Here is a 24098-nt window from a genome sequence, read left to right on the forward strand (position 1 = left end):
GCCCCAGAGCCACCTGAAGCGCCTCCTTATCCAGCATGGCTTCGGCAAGCAGCTTCTTGAGCCTGGCGTTCTCTTCCTCAAGCGACTTCAGGCGCTTAACCTCGGGCACCTCCATACCGCCATACTTCTTACGCCAGGTGTAAAAGGTGGCGTCGGAAATGGCGTGCTTACGGCAGAGCTCACGGGCAGAAACCCCGGCTTCAGCCTCGCGGAGGATACTGATGATCTGTTCGTCGGAAAAACGCTTCTTCATGGGGATGTCCTCATGTGGCTTATGAAGACATTACTAACATCGGTGTGTATTAATCAACGGGGAGCAGGTCAAAGGTGCTGGACCACCTTAATGCGAAGGACGGAAGAGGGACATTGTACTTTGCTGGGCAGGAGGGCCAGCAGGCATGGAAGATGAAAAGGGATATGCTTTCGCCGCACTACACAACGAGGTATGGAGATTTACCGCAGGTTAAATAAAGTATACTTGCTCAGCCTTGAACGGATAGGTTTCGTAAGCAGAATATCTTCAAATCTACAGGCAATTTTGAATGAGCTACGGGAATACTTTTATAGTGACAGAAAATTACACAACATCAGACATAACCTTCCTTCAATTAAAATTGTACTAAACTTTGTTTGGTTTATTCAAAATTTAACCAGAGGATACATATGACATTTAAAGAAAGACGCACCATTAGCAGGGGTATAAATCATGTGGGTCTTACGGTTCCAAACCTGCAACAGGCAACCGAATTTTTGCAAAATGCATTGGATGCTAAGTTTGTATACGACGGTCTAACCGATAGCGATTCTCCACGAGAAGGGGGGGATACCGAAAGGCAGTTGGGCCTGACAGAAGGTTCAATGATTATTAAACAGCGGCTGCTAAGAATTGGTAATGGTCCAAATCTGGAGCTTTTTGAGATAGTAAGCAGAGAACAGGCGCAACCGGTTAGGTTACAGGACTTTGGGTGGAACCACATTTCTCTTTATGTGGACGATATAGATTACGCGGTGGAAAGGGTAAGGGCAGCGGGAGGTCAGTTCCTTTCAGAAATTCATGGAAATTCGCGTCATGAAGATACCGATGGAAATGCCAGCGTATACTTCAAGGCACCTTGGGGCAGCCTGATAGAACTGCAATCAATACCTAATGGTTATTATTATCCTGAAGATAGTGAAGCAGACACATGGATACCTGAGCGATAGATGTTATGTTGCGGTTTAATCTACGTACGCAGTTTGATGGAGTTCCCCGCAGTGGACATTTCAATATCAGGAACGTCTGCTTTTGGCACGGACCGGACTGTCAGATTAGGTTTAGCTCAGGGGTGAAGTGGCATCAGATTAAACCTGATCCGGTATAAATAATGTTGCTATCTGACAGCAGTAATTCCCCACATCTCCCCAATAATTTTTAATGGAAAACGATTGTAGACAGGTAGCGTGTCTATTGTGTCGACGGACGAAGAAGGAAACAAAAAACCGTCTCTGTGATACGGTGGTTTAGTTATGAAGTGATTATGGAGATGTCAAAATTGGATCTAAGCGAAGAACGAGCAAAGTTGATGATGCTTTCTATGGGCAGGGCGGTGATGGACTTATCAGCTGCTAGTGAAAGAGTGACAAGTAAAAGCATTGCCAAAAAACTTGCAGAGTATCGCAGGGATTGTAGGGTTCTATCAGAGAAGCTTATCTACCTTGATGCTGAGTACATATTGATAGGATAGGTAAAAAAAAGCCCACAGAGGTGGGCGGTAAGGAGCATAAAGGTGGCAATGCAACTAACAGAGAATGCCTTAACCTCAGAGTAATCCTAGCCGACAGTAGGGGTGTTGCAAGTTAATGACTTGATTTTTTCTAACAAAAATCTGCCTTTGAAGCCGGGTTGCTTATGTTTTTTAAAACACTTGCAGGATACTTTAGCTGTATCTGATATCGGATGTAAGCCTCTCCTCCAGACCGTCTTTTAGTTTTGTCCTCGTTAACTATCATGGACACTTTCGCGAATATGGATGCTACCCTGGACAACAATGCGTATTACAACAGAAAACCTTGGATTTCCACAGCGCTGAGCCTGCGATTTAATGGCGCCCTGACTTACCGTGAAATCGCCGAAAAAATGACATGAGCTCTTCTGCTGCATTTTTCTTATGCGATGAATCCCATCGGAAGCGGGGCCAGGTTAAACACTATAATCCAGGCAACGAACGGCCACGTGTTGTCAGTTGCTGACTTTTCTGACCTGTTGAGAAGTACGCGACGCGTCCGGGACAGTCGCAGTTTTCAGCAGACAAGAGGCCTGAGTTTTATCCGCAGGCCTTTTTATTTATGATGAATGGAAGTGAGCTACACATCAGAAAAGGGCGCCATGATGCCAGTCTGATTGTCAAGCCCTACGGTTTCATTCAGGATTTGATTTTACGGTATGCAGGGTGAGTATTGACTCCCCACAAACCACCCAGCGCACTGACAATGGCCCCCACCAGAAGAGCGAAAAATGACCATAGTGCAATTTTTGCAGCCACGCTGGCGGCTTCATCAGCTTTCTCTTTTGCCTGTTTTTTTAATTCAGCGTACTGAGCCTTCGCATCGTTCAGATTACTCTGGAGCTGGGCCATACGTTCGCTTGCCTCCTGAACGGTTTTGTCACGAGCATGAATGAAGTTATCAACGGCCTTGTCTGCTTCTTCTGGTGACAGGCTGGTATTGTCTGCCAGTGCTTTTTTCACTTCATTCCTGTCGATACCTTTGCTGACTGCTTCGGCCCGTGATTTCAGTTTATCGCTTAAGGTATTAATAATGGCGTCACTGTTGCCCGGGTTGACGGCCAAATCTTTGACAGAACCAGCAATGTCACTTCCAGCTGCCTGAAGCTGGGATTGCAGAAACTCCGGCTGAAGTTCTTTAATATTGGTCTTGCGTAGTGCATCAAGTACCTGTCGATCGGCATCTGGGGCTGTGAGCTGAGTGTTCAATCCGAGCCTGTCAGCGAGGTTCTGGGCAATATCTGCTGTTACGCCCGATACTTTTCCTGCAGCACTACCTAGTCCACTCACTGCAGTGCCTGTGGCAGAAGCTGCTGCGCCAATGGCGTTTCCGGTCATGTTCAGAATGCCGCCAGCGGCGGCGAAGCCCAGCACTGAGGCCACGAGCAGGGACGTCGCCCATGAAAGAAATCCATGGATGGTTCCATCCTTACCCGCCAGTCTGCCAGCCACAAAACCGCCACAGGCCAGACTCAGCACTATCGAGATAACCGACCAGATTAGAACAGTCTTGCCAGCACCATTGACTACATCATCAGACTTAGGTGAAAGCATTGAAAAACCCAGGCTGGACCCAAGCGTAGCCAGAAGCAGGGACACTGCGATTACTGTTACCACGCCAGCGATGATACTACCCCATGAGACACGCCTGTTCAGATCCGCTTCTTTTACAAATTCCATTGTAATCTCCATTTAACCGCTAATGAAAAGGCGTGGTTAATCCACGCCTAGATTAATCTTAGTAAATAAATGGAGCACTGAGATCGATTAGCAGAAACAGGCATCAGCCACTCTGCCAGAGTTAGGGGATTTGGGGCACGGACGGTTAGTACTAAGCGCAAGACAGTGCATGTGAGACGCTTACATATCGGATTACTGACTGATTGAACTGGAGTCTCTTCCCTTCGCTAACAAAAGCCGCATTTCTGCGGCCTCTATTTACTCTAACGCCTTGCATGCGGGCGCGTATCACTGCACCGGCATTGCATAACCACCGATGATAAACCATGCCAGTAGCAATACAGCAGAAACGATGATGGCAACTGGGAACAGATATCCTATTTTCATGGGCTGTGACTTCCTGTTAGTTGTTATGGCTACTGGCGCTATTCTGGTTTCTCGTCAGTCTATTATGCTTTGAAATTGTATAGATAAATGGGAGAGGGAATAACCTGGCGATTTAATCAGTGTGAGGCGCTACTGCCATATAGACGGCTGTCACGCCACGGATGAGGATGTTCATCGCCTGTTCACCCATGTGCGCTTTCTGCAGGCATTAGCATAGATGTATACAATTTGTCCCATAGCCGTTTAAGGATTGTCAAATTAAGTGGGAGGCGAGGTTTGGCAATATGTGTTTCATCAAACGTTTTAGCACCAACCCATGATCAGTCGGCAGAAAAATTCACAGTAAGGCAATCGGTATTAATAGCCATTTTGCCTGAATCCAACAGGCGATGTGAGCAGGCAATCAGAAGTAAAACATTGTTCCCGAACATTATGATTAACGGATTACTGATAACTCGGGCTCCAGCAAAAGACTCATATCAAAACCAGTTATCCTAAAACCAAACTCTTTATATAAATTTAAAGCCCTTTGGTTGTCCGGTGATACTCTTAGCTCCACCTCAAACGCACCCTGACTAGCCAACTCATTCAGGAACGCACGGATAAAATCCCTGCCCATTCCCTTCCCCTGAAATTCTGGAATAAGCATTATATCTGATAAAAAAGCTGAGTTATCTTCCAGGCTGAACCACAGATATCCCACAGCCTGACTGTCATGTTCATAAGTTCTAAAGTGGTTATTTGGAGTAAGCATACCCGCAGGCAAAGCTGTTTTAAACGATTTCGACGCCTCTACTTGAGCTTTTTTACGGCTGTACCGATGATTTGTCATCAGGTCTTCAACATAGTCATTTGAAGATAGGTCTGCCCAGAGGTCAAACTCGTCGCAACGCATGGGCCTATAAATTGATTTAAGGATTTTTAATGGTTTTGTTTTCAATCTACTGTCTCACTCTTACTAATAAAGCAAACTCTGTACTACTCTACCGACTTAACCATCTATCCACTATGAAAAAATGTAACATATAGCTTTGCCAACTTAAAGTAATCCTGCTGACGCCGAAGTCTGCTCCTGGATCATAGCGGACCTCAGCGGTATCAAAAGAGTTACCATTGAGGTTTTCCACTAGCAATAGGATGTTGAATACACTGAGGTAAAAAATAGGATTAATGGCTAAATGTTCTCCCCAAAACTAGAAATAACGATAGCGATTTCGGCAAGTTTGTGCATGATGATTTGGGCGTAAAACCAAAAGCTGGTTGTCAGTAATGGTTAATAAAAACATCATCTTATGATGATTTTTGTATGTAGTGCTGCGTCATTAGTATCGTCCTGGGCCACGAATATGAATTAGGTATATCAAGTCACACAAAGTCAGTGGTAAGGATCTGGTTTTCAGTGATTATTTGGTCTGCATGAGAGTCTGAACCTGCGACCCCCGACCCCCGACCCCCGATGACGGATGGCAGTAAAGTGTTGGTATATTAAGTGTTGATAAGTCGGTAACTTGTTGATTTATAGCATTGCTATCTTTTCTGTTTATACCATACCTACAAGTTAACTTATTGATTTACTGTAATTATAGTGCGGTCTTGAAAACCGGCGACCCGAAAGGGTTCCAGAGTTCGAATCTCTGCGCTTCCGCCAACATTCGAAGGGGTTGCCGAAAGGCAGCCCCTTTTGCTTTGGCGCTGTAGCAACGCGCTGCAAGTGCAGGCTTTGTACATCACCTTCGTACACCTTTAGCCTTCCTGTAAGTTCCTGGCGACATCTTAAAGCTGCGGGTAAACAGCCGGTTAAAGCTCTGCTGTGAGTCAAAGCCGTACTTCACCGAAATATCGACGATTCGTTCCTGGGTATTTTTGAGATCCTGTGCCGCCAGCTGTAATTTTCTGATTCTGATGTATCGGCCAATACTTTCGCCTTTATAATATAAAAAAATTCTCTGGAAGTGCCATTTAGAGTAGCCAGAATAGCGAGCAACATCCTCTATTCGTAATCGACGATGAATATTATTATCTATCCAGCCGGTGATGGTTTCTATGACTTTGGCGGAAATCTTCATGCTGATATCTCTCAGTGTTAGTAAATGCTTAGTTACGCGTTGAACGCTGCAGTAGCGATTTAATGAAATTTCTAAGATGGCAGGATAAAATATAACGATCGATGTTTTTTGTTTTATCTGAATGGCAACGCCTGACGTTGTTTTTATATAAGGGTGGTTTCGGAGGGTGTTTTGAATGTATGCTTTTAACGTCTGTATTATTACAGACGTTAAAATCACCCTTTTCGTACAGGCATGCTTTAAAATCATGAACTCCCGTGGAGGAGAGAAATGCCACGAAGGTGAAAATCACAATAAGCGCGATCTTCATAACGATGCTTCGGCCTGTTGTTGTAATGAATACACAATGGCAAAAGAAATCAGAACGTATAATTGATGGCAAGCATACCGGTCGTACCGTCTTTTCTCATGACGATGGGGCTGTTGGAGGCTTTCTTATCAAGCCAGGCATAGCTCAGGCTAAACAAGCCTCCCCAGTGTTCGCTGAACTGATGGGTCAGCGTCAGGCTGGTATCCGTGCCGTAAAACCCACCGGCGCTGCTGTAGCGCGAGAAACCTGATCGGTTGTGCTGCTGTTCGTTGACGCCGTACCAGGTATTCATATAACGGGCATCACCAAATAATGCGCTGGCCTGAAATGTAAGCGTATTAACTTCGTTCATAATCGGGATATAATTTATTGCTGTGGAATAAGATACGCCCTGGCCGTCATTTAACGGCAGCGTTGTTTTACCTTCAAAAACCAGCCAGGGGGCGACGGTCCAGCCAAGTGCAATACCCGAATTGACCGTAGACGAAATATCCCCCATGCCTTTAAGTTTATTCGAGCCTTTTCGCCAGCCTGAATTTTTATCCGTGCGGCCTGAATCGTAACCCAATGTTGGCTCGAAATATAAACCATTATCGCTTTGAAGATGAATGCCAAGCCCATTCATGGAATCAAAGAATATATTACTCATCTGAATGTGTATCAGTGGAATAACACTGGTGTTTTGTTCATTAGCTCCGCTGTATCGCGGAGAGGATATAGCTCCAAGGCCAAAGGTTGTCACGGTTTGATCAGAATTAAATTCACTTGCATACGATGATGAAATACTGGAAATTATCAGCGGTGCAATTATGTATTTTGTGCTTTTCTTCGTTAACATAATGATTCTCATCGTCAGGTGTTTATATTTTTTGTGCATACTTAGCTCAGTAAGTAAAAGGATTATGCTGAGGGCTTATCAATGAACGACCAGGGATTTGTGAAGAAACTGTCAAGGTAACATTAAATGAAAAATAAACGGGTCCTGGTGATTGAAGACGACGCTGATGCGGCAAATGTGTTGGAGGCCTATCTTAAACGCGAAGGCTATAGCGTTTCGGTGGCCGGGGATGGCCTGGCGGGCATGAACACGGTGGTTACCTGGAAGCCCGATCTTATTTTGCTGGACGTCATGCTCCCCGGGATGAACGGCACGGAAATTCTTGCGGCCGTCAGGCGAAAGGGCAATACGCCCGTCATCATGATCACCGCCATGGGCGAACCCTATGACAAGATCGGCGCTTTACGCTATGGCGCCGATGATTATGTGGTTAAGCCCTACAATCCCGGCGAAGTCATGGCCAGGGTGCAGGCCGTGCTCAGGCGCAGCCAGGCCAGCCAACTCCCCGCAGAAGATGTTTTACGCTGGGGTCCACTGGAGGTTGATGTCACCAATTTGGCGGCGCAGGTGTTGCATGAGGGACATCCTCCCCTGCGCCTGGATTTAACGCTCACCGAGTTTTCTATTTTGAAAACGCTAATGCGTGCCTCGACGAGGCCGCTCAGCCGCCAGTTTTTGCTCGAAGAGTGCCTCCCGGAAAGCGACGCTCTGGAGCGAGTGGTGGACACGCATGTCTATAACTTAAGGAAAAAGCTTGAGGCGGCGGAAGTTGATAATCTCATTCTGAACGTGCGTGGCATTGGCTACAGGTTCTGCAAACCATGAACAACAAAAAGAGCAAATCGCTCCTGCTGTGGATATCGATTCGTATCATCGTGGTGGCCGTCAGCGTACTGTTTTTCATCGTACTGGCGATGTGGAGCATCTACGCGGTTCAGTATTACTGGGTTGTGCATCACATGTCGCCTGCCGCTTACCAGGAGTTTCTGACGCTGCGGGCGAACCCTGACTTAGACATTGTTCGTTTTCATCAAATTGTGGATGCCCGCTGGGGAATTGAATACAGCACGCCTTCCATCAGCTCTCTCAACTGGGGCTGGCTGTTTATCTTTATTTCCATGGCGACCCCATTTGTGATCGTCAGCTGTTTACGCGCCACGCGTCCGCTTGCCGCGCAGTTTCGCAGCCTGACGGACGTCGCGGAGATAGTGGCTCAGGGGGATTTCAATCAACAGGCAAAACGGGTGGATGAATGCCCGGCGGAGGTGACTCGCTTTGCCAGCAACTTCAATAAAATGATTAGCCAGCTGGCGCTGTACGAACGCGAGCTTAAGGCCGCGCACGTCGCGGCCGCACATGAACTGCGCTCACCGCTTACCGCCGCTATGGGGCGGCTGCAGGGCATGATCGACCATGTGTTTCCGGCGGATGAAAAACAGCTGAATATGGTGATGACGCAGCTAAAAAACCTCAGCCACCTGACCGATGATTTGCACTTCCTTTCCCTGGCGAGCGCGGGGCAACTCTCGCTCCAGCACGGCGTATTCTCGCTTTCTGAAGTCCTGAATGAACGGGTAGCATGGCTAAAACCCCAGCTGGAAGCGGCCGGGATGTCCGTCTCGGTGGAGGCGGAAGATGAATTCTATTACTCAGGAGATGAAGCCCGACTGGGGCAGGTCTTCACCATTATCATTGAGAACATGCTTCGCTATTGCAGCAAGGGCGATCGCATGTCCATTCGCTTTCGCCATCTTAAGCAGGGCATTGAAATCCAGTTTCTTGATACCGGGCCTGGCGTCGCCGGGGATTATCTGCCGCATATTTTTGAGCGTTTCACCCGCGGGGAGCGTTCGCGGGCAAGAGATTCAGGCGGCAGCGGGCTGGGGCTTTCTATTGCCAGAGAAATCTGTCATGCGCACCACGGGGATATCCACGCCAGCCTGCCTGCTGAGGGCGGGTTGCTGATGACGATAACTCTGCCGGTGCCGCTCAGCGAAGATGAAACCTGACTTACTCGTACCACGCCGGTGCCAGCGTAAATTGCGGCCAGACGTCGGGATCGTGGCCGGGAATCAGCCTTGCCCCATGGCATTCGGTCAGGTGTCTCAATTTTGCCACCGAGCGTGCAGCGTCGCTGGCTGAGGTCATCAAGCCCGGAAGCGCGCGGTCATAAAAATGATCCAGCGTATAGGCCGCATCAATCGCCAGCGTGAATGCCTTACCGCTGGTGAGCGTCACCAGAAACGACTGATGCCCCGGCGAATGTCCCGGGGTCGAAATGCAGCGCAGCGTCCCGTCGCCGTACAAATCAAAACCGTCTTCATCCAGCAACTGCCAGTTCAGATTCTGGCGGGCAAAATCCTTGAGGCAATAGGCGCCTGCGGTGAACCAGTCCGGCTGAAAGGCATAGTTGTATTCCTGCCGTTGCACGATATGTAAGGCATTTGGGAAGCGCCCAATCGCGCCGGTGTGGTCAGAGTGCAGGTGAGAAAGTAATACATAGCGAATCTCTTCCGGCTCAATGCCCAGCGCACGCAGCTGCGCCACGCATCCCTGTTCTTCGGTCATTAACGGCTGATAATGTTTGACCGTATCTCCCCAGTATGCCCGAGGATCGGCTAACCCTTCTGCCGCTAGCCCGCCGTCAATAATGGCGTGGCCTTTCGGGTGAGTCAGAAGGAACCAAGGGACGGGGATTTCATAGTGGCTCCCTTCCCCCTGATTCATCCTGATATCGTGATACTTGCAGCGTTGAGTGCCGGACTGGAAAAGATAAAGTCTGATCTCTGCCATGATGATATTCCTGATTAGTAAGAGCATTTGATAACGCATAAGCCGTCAGTTTTATGTAAATTGCACTGGCGCAGTAGATATCTGTTACTGCTTTCATCTATCGGAAAAACCAATATACTCAGTTCATGGATCTTCTGGCGGCAATGCGAATTTATGTGCGGGTGGTGGAGCGGGGCAGTATGTCCGCCGCCGCGCGCGATATCGGCATCGGACAGCCGGCGGTGAGTGAGAGGATTGAGCGGCTGGAAGCTCACCTTGGCACCCGTCTGCTGCGGCGAAACACGCGCCGAATGTCCATGACCGACAGCGGAGCGCTATTCTATGAACGCAGTAAAGTCGTGATTTCGGCGGCAGATCTTGCGCTGGCGGTCGTGGATGAGCGGGTGGGGCTAAAAGGGCTGATTCGCATCGCAGCACCCTTCGGCGCGGGTGAAGAAATTCTGATGCCCGCCTTGCTGAAGCTGAGAGCAAACCATCCCGATCTGAATATTGAGCTGGTCCTGAACGATCGCGTAGTCGATCCGGTGACGGAGGGCGTCGATATTTCGTTCAGGCTTGGTGATCCGGGTGAAGGCGATTTTGTGGCGTATCCGCTGGGTAATGTGCGGCGGGTGCTGGTGGCTTCCCCGGAGTATTTGGTGCGAAACGGTACGCCAACTTCCCCCGACGACCTGATTCACCATGCTTTTGGGCGAGTATCTGGCCTGTTTAACGACAACCGGCTACCGCTTATTTCACAACATAACCAGATTATCAGCGCCCGGCTGAACGTGGTGTTCAGCGCCAATCACTGGCGGCCGCTCAACACAATGCTGAGGGCGGGTGCCGCGCTCGGCGTGTTGCAATATCCGGTATGTCACCAGGCGCTGGAAAACGGCCAGCTTGTCGCTCTACTGCCGGAATACGCTGTGCCGCCATTTAGCGCCTTTTTACTTTACCCACCAATAAATAAAGCCTCCCGCGAGGTCAGTGCGTGTGTCGCATTCCTGAAAGACACGCTCGCGGAGGCTCTCGCGTAACCTCTCAGGCCACAAACTCGGGGGGATCAAACGCGGTAATCGGCGGGAGTACTTCTTTCCAAAGCTCAATTTCTACCCGGCAGCTTTGGGCGCTGCAACCCTGACCCAGGCGCGAAGAGCCCCGATCCTCGGTCAATACATTCGGATTGCCGTGTTTATCTAAAGAGCCCGGCGTGGAAGGATCCATCGGGTCATACCAGGCTCCGGTCGAGATCTGAACCACTCCCGGCAGGATCTGGTTACTGATGTGAACGCCAGCCAGAATGGCACCCCGGCCATTAAAGACCTTTACCACTTCCCCTTCCTGGATCCCGCGTTTACGGGCATCAGCCGGGTGCATCCACAGCGGCTCGCGCCCCTGAATTTTAGTGGCCCGGCTGACGCTGCCGTGGTCATACTGGCTGTGCAGTCGGGTGCGTGGCTGGCTGGAAAGCAGGTGCAAAGGCCACTGCCTGGCCTGCTGTTGCTGATAAGCGGCCTCTTCTTCATCCCAGAAGGGAAAGCCGGGGCACTCCCGATAGCCGAAACCGGCCACGGTGTCTGAATAAAGCTCAATTTTTCCCGACGGGGTGGAAAGCGGGGACTGTTGCGGATCTGCGCGGAAATCGGCCAGAAAAACTTGTGGCTTAGCGGGCGGCATGAACTCCAGTTTTCCCTTCTCCCAGAAGGTGTCAAAAGAGGGAAGCTCTACGCCGTCTTCCTGCGCTCTCTCCCGTGACGATTCATACAGATGCGGCAACCAGTCGGCGGCGGTCCGCCCTTCGCTGAAGGCGTCGTAAAAGCCCAATTTTTTCGCGAGCGCACAGAAAATGGTGTAATCATCCTGCGCTTCCGCGAGGGCCGGGATCTGCTGGCGCATAGCAATCATAAAGCCGTCATGGCTGCCGCTGCCGATATCGTCACGTTCAAGAGAAGTCGTCACCGGCAACACAATGTCGGAAAACTTCGCCTGCGCCGTCCAGTACTGCTCGTGTGCAACGATGGTTTCCGGTCTACGCCAGGCTTCAACCAGGCGGTTGAGATCCTGATGATGATGGAAAGCGTTGCCGCCAGCCCAATAGACGAGGCGAATATCGGGGTAGTGGCAGAGCTTGCCATCAAATTCATATTCACCGCCGGGATGTAACAACATGTCCGACAGGCGGGCCACGGGAATAGCCGTTTTTATCTTGTTCTCTCCTGCGGGAAGGCGAGGCCCGGAAAAAGGCACGCGCGCAGCACCTGCAAGATTGGTACAGGCATAGCCGAAAGCCAAACCTCCACCAGGCGTGCCTATCTGGCCTAGAAGAGAAGTCAGCGCCACGGTTGCCCAGTACGCCTGTTCTCCCTGGCGAGCACGCTGAATGGACCAGGAAATATTGATCATCGTGCGCTTGCCCGCCATGGTACGCGCGAGCGTTAAGATTTGTTCGGCATCAATGCCGGTGATATCTGCCGCCCAGTCAGCGGTTTTAGGCACGCCGTCGTGCTCGCCGAAAAGATAGCGGCGCAGCTGTTCGAAGCCAACGGTATGGCTATGGATAAAGGCTGCATCGTGCAGAGACTCTGCAATCAATGTATGGCAAAGCGCCAGCAGCAGTGCGGTGTCGGTGCCTGGGCGAATTGCCAGCCAGCGGGCGCTTTCTACGGCGCTGAGATCGTTTTGTACCGGGCTGATGTTCACGAACTGCACGCCATTTTGCGCCAGACGCTCAAGCCAGTGCTTCAGCATGTGGTCGTTTGCGCCGCCGCCGTTAACCTGAGCATTTCTAAGCGGTAGCCCGCCGATGGCCACAAACATTTCGCAATGTTCTGCCAGCACGGAGAAATGGGTGTGTTGTTTATGCAGCGGGCTTAACGGGCCAAGAATATGCGGCAGGATCCGTTCTCCGGCCGCGCTGCTGTAGGTATTGGTACTGGCGGTGTAGCCGCCAAAGCCTTTAAGAAAACGGTGCAGCTGGCTTTGGGCATGGTGAAAGCGCCCGGCGCTGGCCCAGCCGTAAGAGCCGCCAAAAATCGCTTCGTTACCACATCGCTCCTGCACCGAGCGGAGATCGCGTGCCAGCAAATCCAACGCCTGCTCCCAGCTCACCTCGACAAAAGGCTCTTTCCCTCTGCCTTCGCGTGAGGCCGGGCCGTTTTGCAGGTAGCCGAGGCGAACTGCCGGGCGACGAATCCGGGTATTCCCGGTGACGGCATCCGCCAGAGACTGGCCGATGCGGGAGGGGTTTTTGTCCCACGAGACGGGAGAAATGGCGGCGATACGATCGCCCTCGGTGGTGACCTGGTAGGTTCCCCAGTGCATTACCGCCAGCTGATGTTCCGCTTTCATGCTTATACCATGCGTTTTCAATAGGGCTAATGCGGCATCATACGGGGAGGTGGGCGCAAAGAGGAAATTCATCCAGCGATGAAAAATAAGGCAAATTGGTCGAACTTTAGCGAATACTGTTTCATTTAAATAAGTCGACAGGATTTATAATTAACTGGAAAGAATATATCGTCGTTTAATTTTATTTTAAGGGGTTTTGTTTTCTCTCTAAAAATAATTAACCCATGTATTTAGTGTTGTTGAATTATTTTCTTGTTGTCTGTTTTACATGTGTTTTTTTCATGTTTGTTTACTTCATTCTAAAGTGACTTAATGACATGGCTGTGAAAGTATAAGATATATCTATTTTTTATTTTGGCTTGATAATGCTTGTTGTCATGCTGTCGCTTAATGGTCTTTTTTTGCCGGAGGCCAGGGCGCTCGCGACATTTATTGTCTCAAATAAGTGTAGCGGAATAAGCCCTTGCTGCCAGGCTGAAACCCGGATCATCAGGCGTAAGTGTGAATAATAACTACAGGATAACTATAGCAATGAAGGGTAAAAAAAGACTTCTGTCTGCCGCCGTAGGCCTGGTGTCGCTGGCATCAGGTGCTGCTTTCGCCGCAGACACGCTCTCATTACAGGGGAAAACAATCGGGGTTGCCGTCGTGGGAACCCAGCACTTTTGGGATCGCGAAGCCTATAAGGGCGCTACCGAAGAAGTGGAAAAGCTGGGCGGCAAGGTTATCGGCGTGGATGGTGGCAGGGATAACCAGGTTCATGCCAATAACCACGATATTCTGCTGTCCCGGAAGGTAGATGCCGTAATCAGTATTTTGGGCGACAGTGCCGTTGAGCCTAAATTTAAAGCATTGCGCGACGCGGGTATTCCGGTCTTTACCGTTGACCATGTTTCTCAGTATTCCGTGAATAACACGACGTCTGACAACTACACTTTGGGCTCAACCATTGGCCGTTATATGGCTGATGCGCTTGGCGGCAAAGGTAATGTTGCGGTATTTAACGCATTCTCTAATTCATTACGCATTTGCGGCATACGTTATGACCAATGGAAATATGTCCTGAAGGACTACCCGGATATTAAAATTATTCAACCGGAGCTGGCAGAACAATTTGCTAACTCGCCGGAGGATGCTCGTAAGAAAACCCTCGAGTTACTTAGCCAGTATCCGAAAGGCAAGCTGGATGCTATCCATGTAGCCTGCTGGGACCAGCCGGCTATCGGTATCGTGCAGGCGCTGGAAGAGACCGGACGTGATAAAGATGTGAAGGTCACCGCCATCGACGCCGGCCCGGAAACGCTGGAAATCATGGCGGAAAAAGACAGTCCGCTGGTGGCCAACGTTGCTCAGCAGCCTCACCTGATTGGCCAGACGTCTGCCGAAAACGTGGCTCGCTACTTCGCAGGCCAGAAGCTACCAATTCAGACCTTTATCCCGGTTATCCCGGTGAAAGGCCCGGATGAAGCTAAAGCCGTGTACAAAAAACTGGGTTACGGTGAGCTGAAGTAGTGGACGCGGCAAAAACGCAGCGCGGCCTGGTGATGGACCGCATCAGTAAACGATTTGCCAATGTGACCGCGTTAAACGCGGTCACGCTGACGATCGGCCCCGGTGAAATTCACGGGCTTATCGGTGAAAACGGCGCGGGCAAATCCACCTTAATTAAAATTCTTGCCGGGGTTTACCAGGCCGATGGCGGCGCGGCCACGCTCGACGGCATCCCGCTTCCGCTGGGTAAGCCCGCGGCGATTGAGGCCCAGGGAATACGCGTTATTCATCAGGAACTTAATCTAATCCCACATTTTACCGTTGCCGAGTCGGTGTTTCTGGGGCAGGAATATCGCCGTGCTGGTGGGCTGTTGGACAGCAGGCGTATGCGACAGGCGACGAGAGATTTTTTCCTCCGTACCTGGCAACTGGATATCAACCCCGACCGCCTGATCCGGCAACTGAGTCTGGCCGAACGCAAGCTCGTGCAAATCGCCAGGGCGCTGATTGACGGCGCGGCAAAGCTGGTGGTCTTCGACGAACCTACGGCGCCGCTCGAAGCTCACGAAGCGAGCCTGGTGTCTGACGCTATCCTGCGTCTCAAGGAGCAGGGCATCGCGATTCTGTACATCTCCCATTACCTCAACGAAATTGCCGCGCTGTGCGATGCGGGCACCGTGCTGCGCAACGGGGAAGTGGTGGGCTACCCGGATCGCGAAGTGCTGCAGAATACCGATGCCGTCATTCATATGATGGTCGGCAGAGAAATTGACCGACTTTATACCCCTCGTCAGCACGAGGCTGATCCCACGGCTGGAGAAATACCGCTGCTTGCCGTGCGTTCGCTGTCTGACGGGCAGCAGCTACAGGACATCAGCTTTGAAATCCGTAAAGGTGAAATTGTCGGCCTGGCAGGGCTGCTGGGCGCGGGAAGGGACGTGCTGGTGGATACACTTTACGGACTGAACACGGCGAAAAAGGGCGAGATTGTCATAGAAGGGCGCTCCCGCCGTATTCGCTCCCCGCGGCAGGCTATCCGGGCCGGTATGGCGCTTGTACCTCGCGATCGCCGTCATCAGGGGCTGATCCTGCCGTTTTCGGCCACCGATAACATCAACCTTGCGTCGCTGCCGGGCACGGCAACGTTTGGCTGGGAACACCGTTCCCGGGCGCTGCAAAAAGCCCTGGACTGGATTGCGCGGCTGAGTATTCGTCCTGCACTCCCGGCGCTGCCAGTACGCTTTATGAGTGGTGGAAATCAGCAAAAGGTGATTCTTGCCCGCTGGCTGGGGACTGACGCCCGCTTGTTTATTCTTGATGAGCCCACGCTCGGCGTCGATATCGGCGCACGCAGCGATATCTATCAGCGCACCCGACAGCTTGCCGAGCAGGGGCGTTCGGTGCTGGTTTCTTCCAGCGACGCGACCGAACTGCTGGGCCTGTGCGACCGCATTCTGGTGATGTGGCGCGGGGAAATGGTGGCGAACTTGCCCACTCAGGGACTGACCCTTGACGCGCTACTGGCAACGATTAACGGTGGGCAGGAGCATGCAGCATGATGATTGAAATTCGCCGTTTTGGGACAGGTCGCTCCGTTGCGTTGTTTGAAAAATTTCCGCTGCTGCTGTTTGTTGGCCTGTTTGTCTGGCTAAGCATTCAATCGCCGTGGTTCCTTAGCTGGCAGAACATCAGCCTGATGTTGGTGCAAAGCGTGCCGCTGGCGATCCTGAGCTTTGGCCTTGTCTGCGTGATTGCTGCCGGGGGAGATGACGTCGTTTCCGGCGGGATCGATCTTTCGCTCCCGGCCATCGCCGTGTTCGGCGTGGCGCTGTTAAGCCTGGGCATGAGCGAATGGCTGACGCCGTGGCCGCTGCTCTTACTGCTGGTGGCGGCGCTGAGTCTGCTGTGCGGGGGCATCAACGCGCTGTTGGTACTGGTTACCGGACTGCCACCGCTGTTGGCAACGCTCTCAACCTCGGTGGCCTTTACCGGCCTGACCGATCTGCTGACCGGGCAGCGCCGGATTAGCGTCAGCGACCCGCTGATGGTGGCGTTTCGCGACGGCAGCATGCTGGGCATTCCTTATGTGCTGATTTATCTGCTGCTGGTCTTCGTAGGCTTCCAGCTTTTGCTGCATCACACCCGCTTTGGCCAGCACTTGCAGGCGACGGGGGGCAGCAAAGACATGGCGCAGATGTCCGGGCTTAACGTGCGCCGTCTTATCCTCGCGTCCTGGCTTATTGCCGCCGTTGCGGCCGGGCTGGCGGTCTTCCCGCTGCTGGCGCAGGGGTCGGGTAGTTCCAGCGGAACCGCTACGCCTTTACTGATGGAGACGGTGCTGGCGACCTTCCTGGGCGCAGCCTTCTCCCGTCGCCGCGTGGTTACCGTTTGGGGGGCGCTTCTGGGGGCTATCCTGGTCAACGCCTTGTCTAACGGTCTTGGATTACTGGGGGTTAATATCTTCTGGGTCGGTGCCATTAAAGGCGGACTGATTCTTGTGGTGCTGGCGGCTTCTGCCCTGCAGCAGAAAGGGGGCAATAAATAATGAAAGTTTTTTCTGCTCTGGCGGCAACGCGTCCGGCCGGTGAGTCCGGGAGAAAACCGCTGGCCTGGCTGTCACGTGCGGGCTTTGTGCTGGTCACGCTGTTTTTCATTGTCCTGTTTAGCTGGTCAAACCCCGTTTTCCTGACGCTGGATAACTGGAGCAATTTGCTTCAGGGCAGCGCCATTCTGTTGATTGTGGCGCTGGCGATGACGCTGATTGTCAGCGCCGGGGCGATCGATCTTTCCGTCGGCGTGGCTATCGACTTTGGCGCCATGCTGGCTTTAATTGCGCTCAAAACCTGGCAACTTCCCTGGCAGGTGGCGGTACTGTGCGCCTTGCTGGGTGGCGTGGTGATAGGCCTGGTCAACGCTTTTCTTATCCTCGCCTGCCGCATTAAGCCGTTTTTGGCGACGCTAGGCACCTGGTTTATTGCCAGCAGCGCCGAGCGTATTTACACCGACGGCGGCGGGGCGATTTCCTGGCGGCGCATGGCCCCGGAATATCACGATTTAGCGGTGGGCAATGTTGGAGGGATCCCCACGCCGGTGCTTATCGTGCTCGTGGTCTGGCTGGTCGCCTGGCTGCTGACCGAACGGACGCTGTTTGGTAAGCGGGTGCGTGCGATTGGGCAAAACAGTGAAGCGGCGCGTATAGCCGGGATAGCCGATAAGCGAACCCTGTTCTGGGTGCTGATTGCCGCTTCGGCAATGTGTGCCGTGGGCGGCATTATTCTGTCTGCCAACCTGCGCCAGTTTACGCCGCTCGCCGGGCAGTCTTACCTGATGGATGCCATTGCCGCCGTGTTTATCGGCACCGCTTTTCAGCGTCAGGGGCGCGTGAGCATGGGGGGGACGCTTGGCGGCGTGCTGTTCCTCGCGATTATTGATAACGGGCTTAACCTGATGGGGCTGAACTACCTGGTGAAAGAGGCGCTGGTGGGCGTGATCCTGGTGGTGGCGCTGGCCGTTTCATTCTGGCAGGCGCGACTGCGCCAGCAGCACCAGTGAGGGCGTTATGAGCAAATTTGACGCTGTTTTTGTGGGCCTGACCATCCTGGATATTGCGGGGCGCCCTGTAGTGGGCATCCCCTCCGGCGGCGGCGTGCAGTTTATTGAGCAAATTCGCCTCAACCCGGCGGGAACTGCCGCCGGGGCTTTAGTGAATGCCGCCAAACTGGGCATTCGCACGTCAACCGTGGCCTGCCTGGGCGAGGACGAAAAAGCCGAGTTTATTCTGGGCAGCTACCACCGGCTGGGGATTGACTGTTCGCTGATCCAGCGGACGTTGCAAAAAGAGACATCGGCGACGATTTTGCCCATTCGCCCAAACGGTGAGAGACCTGCACTGCACTGCCGGGGCGCATCCGATGAGTTGTTCGTCGCTGAGGCTGATTTCGGTCGGGTACTGAATACGCGCTATCTGCACCACGGCGGCACCGGGCTGCTTGCGGCCATGGATGGCGGCCAGAGCGCTCGTTTACTGGCCGCGGCGAAAGCGCGGGGCGTCATCACCAGCTTTGATTTAATCGCACCTGATAGCAATACGCTGGCGCTCTTACGTCCGCTGTTGCCTCATGTGGACTATTTTATGCCTGCACTCGAAGAAGCCGCATTTATCTCCGGGCGCCTGTCGCCCGCAGAGATTGCCGATTTCTTCCTCGCGCTGGGTGCGAAATGCTGCATTTTTAAAGACAGCGTGCGGGGCTCCTGGCTATTCAGCCGCGAGAAAACCCGTCACTTCCCGGCCTATAACGTGATTGCCAGCGACACAACCGGCTGCGGCGACAGCTATTGCGGCGGGTTTATCGCCGCCCTGGCCAGGGGGCTTTCGGAGGAGGAAGCCTGCCGGGTCGCGTCTGCGACTGCCGCGCTTGTGGCGACAGGATTAGGCTCTGATGCGGGCGTGGTGAACTGGGAGCACTTGCAGGATTTTATGGCGACGACGCCGTTGCTGGCATAAAAAAACGGCCCCGAAGGGCCGTTTTTTCTCTTAGCGCCAGGCGTACAGCAGCGGCTCACCAGCCACAAACCGCTGAAGATCGGCGGCAATCATCGCGGTGTGTTTCTGGATGCTTTCTCGGGTTGCCCCCGCGATGTGCGGCGTAATGATGACGTTATCCAGCTCGCTGATAAACGGATGGTCACTCCACAGCGGCTCCTGGTGGTAGACATCGAGTGCCGCGCCACCGAGCGGCCCGTGGCGCAAGGCTTCGATGAGATCGGCTTCCACCACCACGGAGGCGCGGGACGTATTGATCAGCTTCGCGCCCGGTTTCATGCTTTGCAGCAGGGACGCGTTGACCAGACCATCGCTGTGCGGCCCGCTGCTCAAATGCAGGCTAACAATATCTGACTCGCGGAACAGCGCGTCGAGCGTGGTTTTGTGCAGCCCCGGCTCGTCGATATCCTCGGCGGCGACAAACGGATCCACCACCAAAATATTCATCCCGAAAGCGCGGGCAATGCGCGCCACGCGGCGGCCAATATTGCCGTAGCCAATCAAACCCAGCGTTTTGTTGCGCAGCTCGCCGCCCTTGAACACTTCATAAGGACTTTCCGGGCTGACGTCCCAGACCACATCTTTGCGCAGGCCGGGCTGGGTTTGCTGCTCGCTTTGGCTTTCGCGGGTAAATGCGCCGCGCTTCAGAGCGGCATGGGACTGTGGAATATGGCGCATCAGGCCGAGCATCAGGCCCAGCGTGAGTTCGGCGGCGGCATCGGCGTTGCGTCCTGGCGTATAAAGCACGGTGATATTGCGGGCCCGAGCCGCCTGAACATCAATATTCACCGGATTGGCGCGAGTGCAGGCAATCACTTTCAGCTTAGGGCAGCTGTGGATCACTTCGGCGGTGATGTCGTCATAACTGGTGACAATCACCTCGGCATCGTGGGCGAGGTCGATAATCTGTGAGGCCTGAAGTTTAGGTTTACCGATGGCCCAGCCTTCGACAACCAGCTCGCCCAGTTGGCTAAACGGTTCAAGGCTGCCCGCATACTCGGCGGTAAAGACGATTTTCATTGTGCATTATCCTGAGAAAGACGTTGTAAAGCCTGGTGCCTGGCCTGCCACACCGGCTGGAGCTGTTCACGCAGCAGGCGGAACACCGGGAACAGCGCCTGGTAGGCGGCATGGGCCTCGGGCTGAGGCTGATAGCGGGTTTGTTCGATAGCCGGATAGTGTTCCAGTGCGCCTACGCTGCGGGCGGCCAGCAGCGCCGCGCCTCGGGCGCTGAGTTCATTAAAGTGGCTGGCAATGACGGTGCGTCCGGTACAGTCGGCGATAATTTGCAGCCAGGTGGCAGAAGCCGCGCCGCCGCCGGTGAGGTAAAGACTGCCCTCACTGGTATAGCCCGTGAGTGAATCCACAATCGCATACGCCAGTCCTTCAAAAACGGCACGCTGAAGCGCCGCGCGGGACGTGTGCTGGTCGACGCCAAAGAATCCAGCCCGGGCGGTGGGGCTGTAAAACGGTGCCCGCTCGCCGTTCAGGTAAGGCTGCCAGAAAACGCCGCCGCTGCCCGGCGGAATAGCGGTAATCTCTTTTTCCAGCGCTACCAGATCCGGCGTCAGCGAAATGTGCTGTTGCAGCCAGTCGATATTTGGTGTCCCGGCCTGCATTGGAAACAGGTTAATAAAACTGCCCTGTTCGGTATGGGTGACAAAGCGGGTGCCGCTGCTGACGGTCTCGCGCCCGTGGCACACCACGCCGGTGCAGCAGGTGGTGCCGAGAATGGTATAAATATCCCCGTCGTGAATAGCCCCGCAGCCTAGCGCCGCGCTGCACACATCGAGTGCGCCTGCAGCAACTGGCGTCGCTGGCGGCAGGCCGCAAAGCAGGGCGGCGGCTTCACTCAAGCTACCAGCCTGGGCGTCGGGGTGAAGCAGGGGCGGAAAACGTGTTTTCAGATCGTCGATGCCCAGAGCCTGAAGGGCGAAATCGGAAATCTCCCCGGTCAACTGATTCAGCAGCGAAGCGCTGGTGTCGGTTAATTCAAGGGCGGCAACCTGTGTAAGCCGAAAGCGAATCCAGTCTTTAGCAAAGAAGATATAGTCGGCGGCGGCCAGGCGTTCCGGCTGATTTCGCTTGAGCCAGCAGAGCTGCAGGCTGGTGTTACAGGGCTGGAGCTGAGAGCCGGTTTCATCGAACAGGGCTTTGTCGAGGCCAGGCGACTGCAGCAGTTCGTCCATCAGCGCCCGGCTGCGGGTGTCGCTCCAGAGAATACCCGGGCCCACGGGATCGCCGTTTTTGTCGCTCAGCCAGACGCCTTCCCCCTGGCCCGCCAGGCCGATGGCCTTGAGTTTGCCCTGCTGTAATGCCGGGCTGTCGGCCACTTGCCGCAGCGTGCGCACGACGGACTGCCAGAGCTTCTCCATATCCTGTTCGGCGTAGCCCTGTGGGGAAAGCGTGGGAGAAGTGTTTTCCGCAGCGCTGGCGACGGCATGGAAATTACTGTCAAACAGCACGGCTTTGACCCGCGACGTGCCGATATCAATACCCAGGAAATATTCCATACCTTAAACCTCACGCTAGCGAACAGACACAGGAAGATAACGATTAATCGCGCTCGTACAGGCGGCGCTGCATTTCGCATTCGAACAGGAATTCAAGCCCTTCAAGCTGACGACGTGCTTCGGCGACGTCTTTGCCCCAGCAGGTCAGGCCGTGGCCACGCAGCAGGAAACCGTATTTAAGGGGAGCCTGTTCGGCATGCCGTTCAATGCGTTTTGCCAGCGCATCGATGTCCTGATCGTTATCGAAGATAGCAATTGGCACCGTGTCGAGGTGCGTCTGCTGGCCGGTCAGGGTTTTTTGCATTTCATAGCCGCTGATGTTCAACGCCGGGCCTTTTTCAATCCGCGACAGCACGGTGGCATTCACGGTGTGGACGTGCAGCACGACGTTTGCTTCCGGGAAAAGGCGATAAACCAGCGTGTGCAGTCCGGTTTCGGCGGAGGGTTTACGCCCCGACGGCGCCTGATTCGTGGCAATGTCTACCTGCAGGAAATCCTCGCTGGTCAGGCTGCCTTTGTCGCGCCCGGATTCGCTCAGCCAGCACCACTCGGCATCCTGGCGAATGGACATATTGCCGCCGGTCGCCGGAGCCCAGCCTTTAGCGCCAATCCAATGACAGGTGCTGACCAACTGCGAGAGCCTTTCTTGCCACATACGTTATTCCTCAATGCTTTTTAGTTTAACTGTCTAGCCGTCTAAATGGCTGTTTGCATGATGCTATCATTGTGTGAACACTCGGGCAACACTTGCCGGGTGATAAGATATATCGAGCCAATCAGCGGTTTTACACCGAATTTTCTTCTGTGATCGGGCGGATTCGCTTTACGGCAAAACGTCGCTTTGCACAAATGAGTTTTGTTATGTTATAACGTAACAAAATCACAGTAAGACGATGTGCAATATGACGGTCACTCCAATGTTATGCCCCAAAATGCTGCCTGATATTCAGTCACTCAGAAGCCACGATTTCGACATGGCCCTGTCCTGGGTTGGCATGGAACAAATCGACCTTCCGGTGGAGGTCGCGGGGCGCCCGCTGACGGCGAAAGTCAACGCCGGGATCAATCTTCTCCGTTCCCCGGAAGCGGAAAAGGGCATTCATATGTCCCGGATCTATCTGCTGCTGGACGAGCTAACCCAGGGCGAAATTACGCCGGCGGTACTGCGCCGTTTACTGGGAGAATTTTTGGTTTCGCACCAGCGCAGCAGCGACCGCGCCAGCGTGGAAATCACCGGCGAACTGCTGCTGTCCCGCAAATCTTTAACCTCAAACCACTTTGGCTGGAAGGCTTACCCCATCCGCATCCTGGCGGAGCGTGGGGAAAGTTTTGCCGTCACGCTTCGGGTGGGGATCCCGTATTCATCTACCTGTCCGGCCTCGGCGGCGCTGAGTCGCAATCTCGCGCAGCAGCAGTTTCAGCGGGACTTTGGCTCGCGAAAGGAGGGCGTGTCCGTCGAAGAAATGCTGGCCTGGCTGGGCGAGAAGGGCATGCCGGGCACGCCCCACAGCCAGAGAAGCTGGGCGTGGGTTAGCTGCCAGCTGAAGCCGGATGTTGCTACGTTGCCTTTCGAGGAACTCATCGACCGCTGCGAGGCCGCGCTTGGCACGGCGGTGCAAACGGTGGTTAAGCGTAGCGACGAGCAGGCCTTCGCCCTGGCCAATGGCCAAAATTTGATGTTTTGCGAAGACGCCGCTCGCCGCCTGAACAAGGCGATGCAGGACGCGCCTTTTAGCACCGCTTTTACCCTTCGCGTTGAGCATCAGGAAAGCCTCCATGCGCACAACGCGGTGGCCCGCATTCACTGGACAGGAAATCACCATGCTGCGTAAAAACCCTTCAGGCCATCTGCCACAGGTCTCTCCCAAAGCGTACATCGATCCCACGGCGGTGATTTGTGGCCGGGTCATTATTCATGACTATGTTTATGTCGGGCCTTACGCGGTGATCCGCGCCGATGAGCTGAACGCCGAAGGCGACATGGATCCTATCGTGATCCATTCCCATTCGAATATTCAGGATGGCGTGGTTATTCACTCGAAAAGCGGGGCGCCGGTGACCATTGGCAGCGGTACGTCGATTGCGCACCGGGCGATTGTGCACGGCCCTTGCCGGGTCGACGAGCGGGTGTTTATCGGCTTTAACAGCGTACTTTTTAACTGCCACGTACAAACCGGCTGCGTCATTCGCTACAACGCGGTGGTTGATGGGGTGACACTGCCGAAGCAAACGTATATTCCGTCCACCGAGCGCGTGGGGCCCGACTCTGATTTAAGCCAATATTCACGGGTTGACCCCGCTTCGGTGCAGTTTTCTGAAGAGGTGGCCAACACCAACGTCAAGCTGGTGGAAGGTTACCAACTGCTGCGCAACGAGTTCTGAGC

General features: G+C 53.5%; 22 protein-coding genes and 1 pseudogene. 12 read left to right on the forward strand and 11 right to left on the reverse strand.

Translation table 11 applies throughout. The features are described 5' to 3' along the window. Nucleotides 1-253 (reverse strand): transposase (locus F3J26_RS10380; protein WP_166993643.1); only part of this gene is annotated, 253 nt, incomplete at its 3' end. Between the two features lie 71 nt (nucleotides 254-324). Between F3J26_RS10380 and F3J26_RS10385 the strand changes: the two are divergent. Continuing rightward, nucleotides 325-471, forward strand: a pseudogene (locus F3J26_RS10385) (DUF4113 domain-containing protein); the annotation flags it as partial. Between the two features lie 192 nt (nucleotides 472-663). Continuing rightward, nucleotides 664-1203 carry a VOC family protein gene (locus tag F3J26_RS10390; RefSeq protein ID WP_166993647.1) on the forward strand — a complete coding sequence of 180 codons (540 nt, stop codon included), beginning with the start codon at nucleotides 664-666 and terminating at the stop codon, nucleotides 1201-1203. Between the two features lie 1199 nt (nucleotides 1204-2402). On the opposite strand, the gene F3J26_RS10395 is transcribed toward F3J26_RS10390, so the two are convergent. The 5 genes from F3J26_RS10395 to F3J26_RS10415 all read right to left on the reverse strand — a co-directional run bounded on the left by F3J26_RS10395 (nucleotide 2403) and on the right by F3J26_RS10415 (nucleotide 7044). Then, nucleotides 2403-3443, reverse strand: coding sequence for a YrzE family protein (locus tag F3J26_RS10395; protein ID WP_166993649.1), 1041 nt, complete (start codon nucleotides 3441-3443; stop codon nucleotides 2403-2405). Nucleotides 3444-3731: 288 nt separating this feature from the next. Next, nucleotides 3732-3830 carry a YoaK family small membrane protein gene (locus F3J26_RS10400; protein WP_034810062.1) on the reverse strand — a complete coding sequence of 33 codons (99 nt, stop codon included), beginning with the start codon at nucleotides 3828-3830 and terminating at the stop codon, nucleotides 3732-3734. A gap of 436 nt (nucleotides 3831-4266) precedes the next feature. After that, nucleotides 4267-4770: a GNAT family N-acetyltransferase gene (locus F3J26_RS10405; protein ID WP_034810064.1), complete on the reverse strand. Its 504-nt coding sequence runs from the start codon at nucleotides 4768-4770 to the stop codon at nucleotides 4267-4269. 787 nt (nucleotides 4771-5557) lie between these two features. Next, nucleotides 5558-5896 (reverse strand): helix-turn-helix domain-containing protein, encoded by a 339-nt coding sequence (locus F3J26_RS10410; protein ID WP_166994039.1) that lies wholly within the window; start codon nucleotides 5894-5896, stop codon nucleotides 5558-5560. A gap of 359 nt (nucleotides 5897-6255) precedes the next feature. Next, the gene (locus tag F3J26_RS10415) at nucleotides 6256-7044 is read right to left on the reverse strand and encodes a MipA/OmpV family protein (RefSeq protein WP_166993651.1); all 789 of its coding nucleotides are present in this window, start codon (nucleotides 7042-7044) and stop codon (nucleotides 6256-6258) included. Nucleotides 7045-7170: 126 nt separating this feature from the next. Here F3J26_RS10415 and F3J26_RS10420 point away from each other — a divergent pair, with 126 nt between their 5' ends. Both F3J26_RS10420 and F3J26_RS10425 read left to right on the forward strand, forming a co-directional pair. Next, on the forward strand, nucleotides 7171-7869 hold the full coding sequence (locus tag F3J26_RS10420; RefSeq protein ID WP_166993653.1) for a response regulator: 699 nt from the start codon (nucleotides 7171-7173) through the stop codon (nucleotides 7867-7869). Continuing rightward, on the forward strand, nucleotides 7866-9053 hold the full coding sequence (locus tag F3J26_RS10425) for a sensor histidine kinase (protein WP_166993655.1): 1188 nt from the start codon (nucleotides 7866-7868) through the stop codon (nucleotides 9051-9053). Before F3J26_RS10420 ends, F3J26_RS10425 begins: the two co-directional genes overlap by 4 nt. Nucleotide 9054: 1 nt before the next feature. On the opposite strand, the gene attM is transcribed toward F3J26_RS10425, so the two are convergent. After that, complete coding sequence (gene attM / locus F3J26_RS10430; RefSeq protein ID WP_166993658.1) at nucleotides 9055-9837, reverse strand: AttM family quorum-quenching N-acyl homoserine lactonase; 783 nt, start codon at nucleotides 9835-9837, stop codon at nucleotides 9055-9057. 143 nt (nucleotides 9838-9980) lie between these two features. Between attM and F3J26_RS10435 the strand changes: the two genes are divergently transcribed. Next, nucleotides 9981-10856 (forward strand): LysR family transcriptional regulator, encoded by an 876-nt coding sequence (locus F3J26_RS10435; protein WP_166993660.1) that lies wholly within the window; start codon nucleotides 9981-9983, stop codon nucleotides 10854-10856. 4 nt (nucleotides 10857-10860) lie between these two features. Here F3J26_RS10435 and F3J26_RS10440 read toward each other — a convergent pair whose 3' ends face one another. Next, nucleotides 10861-13167 (reverse strand): molybdopterin-dependent oxidoreductase, encoded by a 2307-nt coding sequence (locus F3J26_RS10440; protein ID WP_166993662.1) that lies wholly within the window; start codon nucleotides 13165-13167, stop codon nucleotides 10861-10863. A gap of 531 nt (nucleotides 13168-13698) precedes the next feature. Here F3J26_RS10440 and F3J26_RS10445 point away from each other — a divergent pair. The 5 genes from F3J26_RS10445 to F3J26_RS10465 are packed head-to-tail and all read left to right on the forward strand — an operon-like array spanning nucleotide 13699 to nucleotide 19162. Further along, nucleotides 13699-14679, forward strand: coding sequence for a sugar ABC transporter substrate-binding protein (locus F3J26_RS10445; RefSeq protein ID WP_039291649.1), 981 nt, complete (start codon nucleotides 13699-13701; stop codon nucleotides 14677-14679). Nucleotides 14680-14711: 32 nt separating this feature from the next. Beyond that, nucleotides 14712-16217: a sugar ABC transporter ATP-binding protein gene (locus F3J26_RS10450; RefSeq protein WP_166994041.1), complete on the forward strand. Its 1506-nt coding sequence runs from the start codon at nucleotides 14712-14714 to the stop codon at nucleotides 16215-16217. Beyond that, nucleotides 16214-17203, forward strand: coding sequence for an ABC transporter permease subunit (locus F3J26_RS10455; protein ID WP_166993664.1), 990 nt, complete (start codon nucleotides 16214-16216; stop codon nucleotides 17201-17203). Before F3J26_RS10450 ends, F3J26_RS10455 begins: the two co-directional genes overlap by 4 nt. Next, complete coding sequence (locus F3J26_RS10460) at nucleotides 17203-18210, forward strand: ABC transporter permease (RefSeq protein ID WP_166993666.1); 1008 nt, start codon at nucleotides 17203-17205, stop codon at nucleotides 18208-18210. The genes F3J26_RS10455 and F3J26_RS10460 overlap by 1 nt, the downstream gene beginning before the upstream one ends. A 7-nt stretch (nucleotides 18211-18217) precedes the next feature. Continuing rightward, nucleotides 18218-19162 carry a carbohydrate kinase family protein gene (locus F3J26_RS10465; RefSeq protein ID WP_166993668.1) on the forward strand — a complete coding sequence of 315 codons (945 nt, stop codon included), beginning with the start codon at nucleotides 18218-18220 and terminating at the stop codon, nucleotides 19160-19162. 30 nt (nucleotides 19163-19192) lie between these two features. On the opposite strand, the gene F3J26_RS10470 is transcribed toward F3J26_RS10465, so the two are convergent. Genes F3J26_RS10470 through F3J26_RS10480 form a run of 3 tightly spaced genes read right to left on the reverse strand, consistent with a single transcriptional unit; the run spans nucleotide 19193 to nucleotide 22369 of the window. After that, nucleotides 19193-20221, reverse strand: a complete 1029-nt coding sequence (locus F3J26_RS10470) for a 2-hydroxyacid dehydrogenase (RefSeq protein ID WP_166993670.1) — start codon at nucleotides 20219-20221, stop codon at nucleotides 19193-19195. After that, the gene (locus tag F3J26_RS10475; protein ID WP_166993672.1) at nucleotides 20218-21714 is read right to left on the reverse strand and encodes an FGGY-family carbohydrate kinase; all 1497 of its coding nucleotides are present in this window, start codon (nucleotides 21712-21714) and stop codon (nucleotides 20218-20220) included. Before F3J26_RS10475 ends, F3J26_RS10470 begins: the two co-directional genes overlap by 4 nt. A 43-nt stretch (nucleotides 21715-21757) precedes the next feature. Then, nucleotides 21758-22369, reverse strand: coding sequence for a methylthioribulose 1-phosphate dehydratase (locus F3J26_RS10480; RefSeq protein WP_166993674.1), 612 nt, complete (start codon nucleotides 22367-22369; stop codon nucleotides 21758-21760). A 247-nt stretch (nucleotides 22370-22616) separates the two neighbouring features. Between F3J26_RS10480 and folE2 the strand changes: the two genes are divergently transcribed. Continuing rightward, nucleotides 22617-23546 carry a GTP cyclohydrolase FolE2 gene (gene folE2, locus F3J26_RS10485; RefSeq protein ID WP_166993676.1) on the forward strand — a complete coding sequence of 310 codons (930 nt, stop codon included), beginning with the start codon at nucleotides 22617-22619 and terminating at the stop codon, nucleotides 23544-23546. Further along, nucleotides 23536-24096 (forward strand): LbetaH domain-containing protein, encoded by a 561-nt coding sequence (locus tag F3J26_RS10490; protein ID WP_166993678.1) that lies wholly within the window; start codon nucleotides 23536-23538, stop codon nucleotides 24094-24096. The genes folE2 and F3J26_RS10490 overlap by 11 nt, the downstream gene beginning before the upstream one ends. Nucleotides 24097-24098: the final 2 nt, after the last annotated feature.

Origin of the sequence: Enterobacter sp. Ap-867 (assembly GCF_011752855.1) — a bacterium.
GTDB lineage: Bacteria > Pseudomonadota > Gammaproteobacteria > Enterobacterales > Enterobacteriaceae > Cedecea.

Coding starts and splice junctions, on each gene's coding strand:
- attM (WP_166993658.1), bottom strand. CDS start 9,837: ATGGCAGAGATCAGACTTTATCTTTTCCAGTCCGGCACTCAACGCTGC.
- F3J26_RS10445 (WP_039291649.1), top strand. CDS start 13,699: ATGAAGGGTAAAAAAAGACTTCTGTCTGCCGCCGTAGGCCTGGTGTCG.
- F3J26_RS10395 (WP_166993649.1), bottom strand. CDS start 3,443: ATGGAATTTGTAAAAGAAGCGGATCTGAACAGGCGTGTCTCATGGGGT.
- F3J26_RS10470 (WP_166993670.1), bottom strand. CDS start 20,221: ATGAAAATCGTCTTTACCGCCGAGTATGCGGGCAGCCTTGAACCGTTT.
- F3J26_RS10415 (WP_166993651.1), bottom strand. CDS start 7,044: ATGTTAACGAAGAAAAGCACAAAATACATAATTGCACCGCTGATAATT.
- F3J26_RS10425 (WP_166993655.1), top strand. CDS start 7,866: ATGAACAACAAAAAGAGCAAATCGCTCCTGCTGTGGATATCGATTCGT.
- F3J26_RS10435 (WP_166993660.1), top strand. CDS start 9,981: ATGCGAATTTATGTGCGGGTGGTGGAGCGGGGCAGTATGTCCGCCGCC.
- F3J26_RS10455 (WP_166993664.1), top strand. CDS start 16,214: ATGATGATTGAAATTCGCCGTTTTGGGACAGGTCGCTCCGTTGCGTTG.
- F3J26_RS10400 (WP_034810062.1), bottom strand. CDS start 3,830: ATGAAAATAGGATATCTGTTCCCAGTTGCCATCATCGTTTCTGCTGTA.
- F3J26_RS10475 (WP_166993672.1), bottom strand. CDS start 21,714: ATGGAATATTTCCTGGGTATTGATATCGGCACGTCGCGGGTCAAAGCC.
- F3J26_RS10490 (WP_166993678.1), top strand. CDS start 23,536: ATGCTGCGTAAAAACCCTTCAGGCCATCTGCCACAGGTCTCTCCCAAA.
- F3J26_RS10460 (WP_166993666.1), top strand. CDS start 17,203: ATGAAAGTTTTTTCTGCTCTGGCGGCAACGCGTCCGGCCGGTGAGTCC.
- folE2 (WP_166993676.1), top strand. CDS start 22,617: ATGACGGTCACTCCAATGTTATGCCCCAAAATGCTGCCTGATATTCAG.
- F3J26_RS10440 (WP_166993662.1), bottom strand. CDS start 13,167: ATGAAAGCGGAACATCAGCTGGCGGTAATGCACTGGGGAACCTACCAG.
- F3J26_RS10390 (WP_166993647.1), top strand. CDS start 664: ATGACATTTAAAGAAAGACGCACCATTAGCAGGGGTATAAATCATGTG.
- F3J26_RS10480 (WP_166993674.1), bottom strand. CDS start 22,369: ATGTGGCAAGAAAGGCTCTCGCAGTTGGTCAGCACCTGTCATTGGATT.
- F3J26_RS10465 (WP_166993668.1), top strand. CDS start 18,218: ATGAGCAAATTTGACGCTGTTTTTGTGGGCCTGACCATCCTGGATATT.
- F3J26_RS10450 (WP_166994041.1), top strand. CDS start 14,712: ATGGACCGCATCAGTAAACGATTTGCCAATGTGACCGCGTTAAACGCG.
- F3J26_RS10420 (WP_166993653.1), top strand. CDS start 7,171: ATGAAAAATAAACGGGTCCTGGTGATTGAAGACGACGCTGATGCGGCA.
- F3J26_RS10410 (WP_166994039.1), bottom strand. CDS start 5,896: ATGAAGATTTCCGCCAAAGTCATAGAAACCATCACCGGCTGGATAGAT.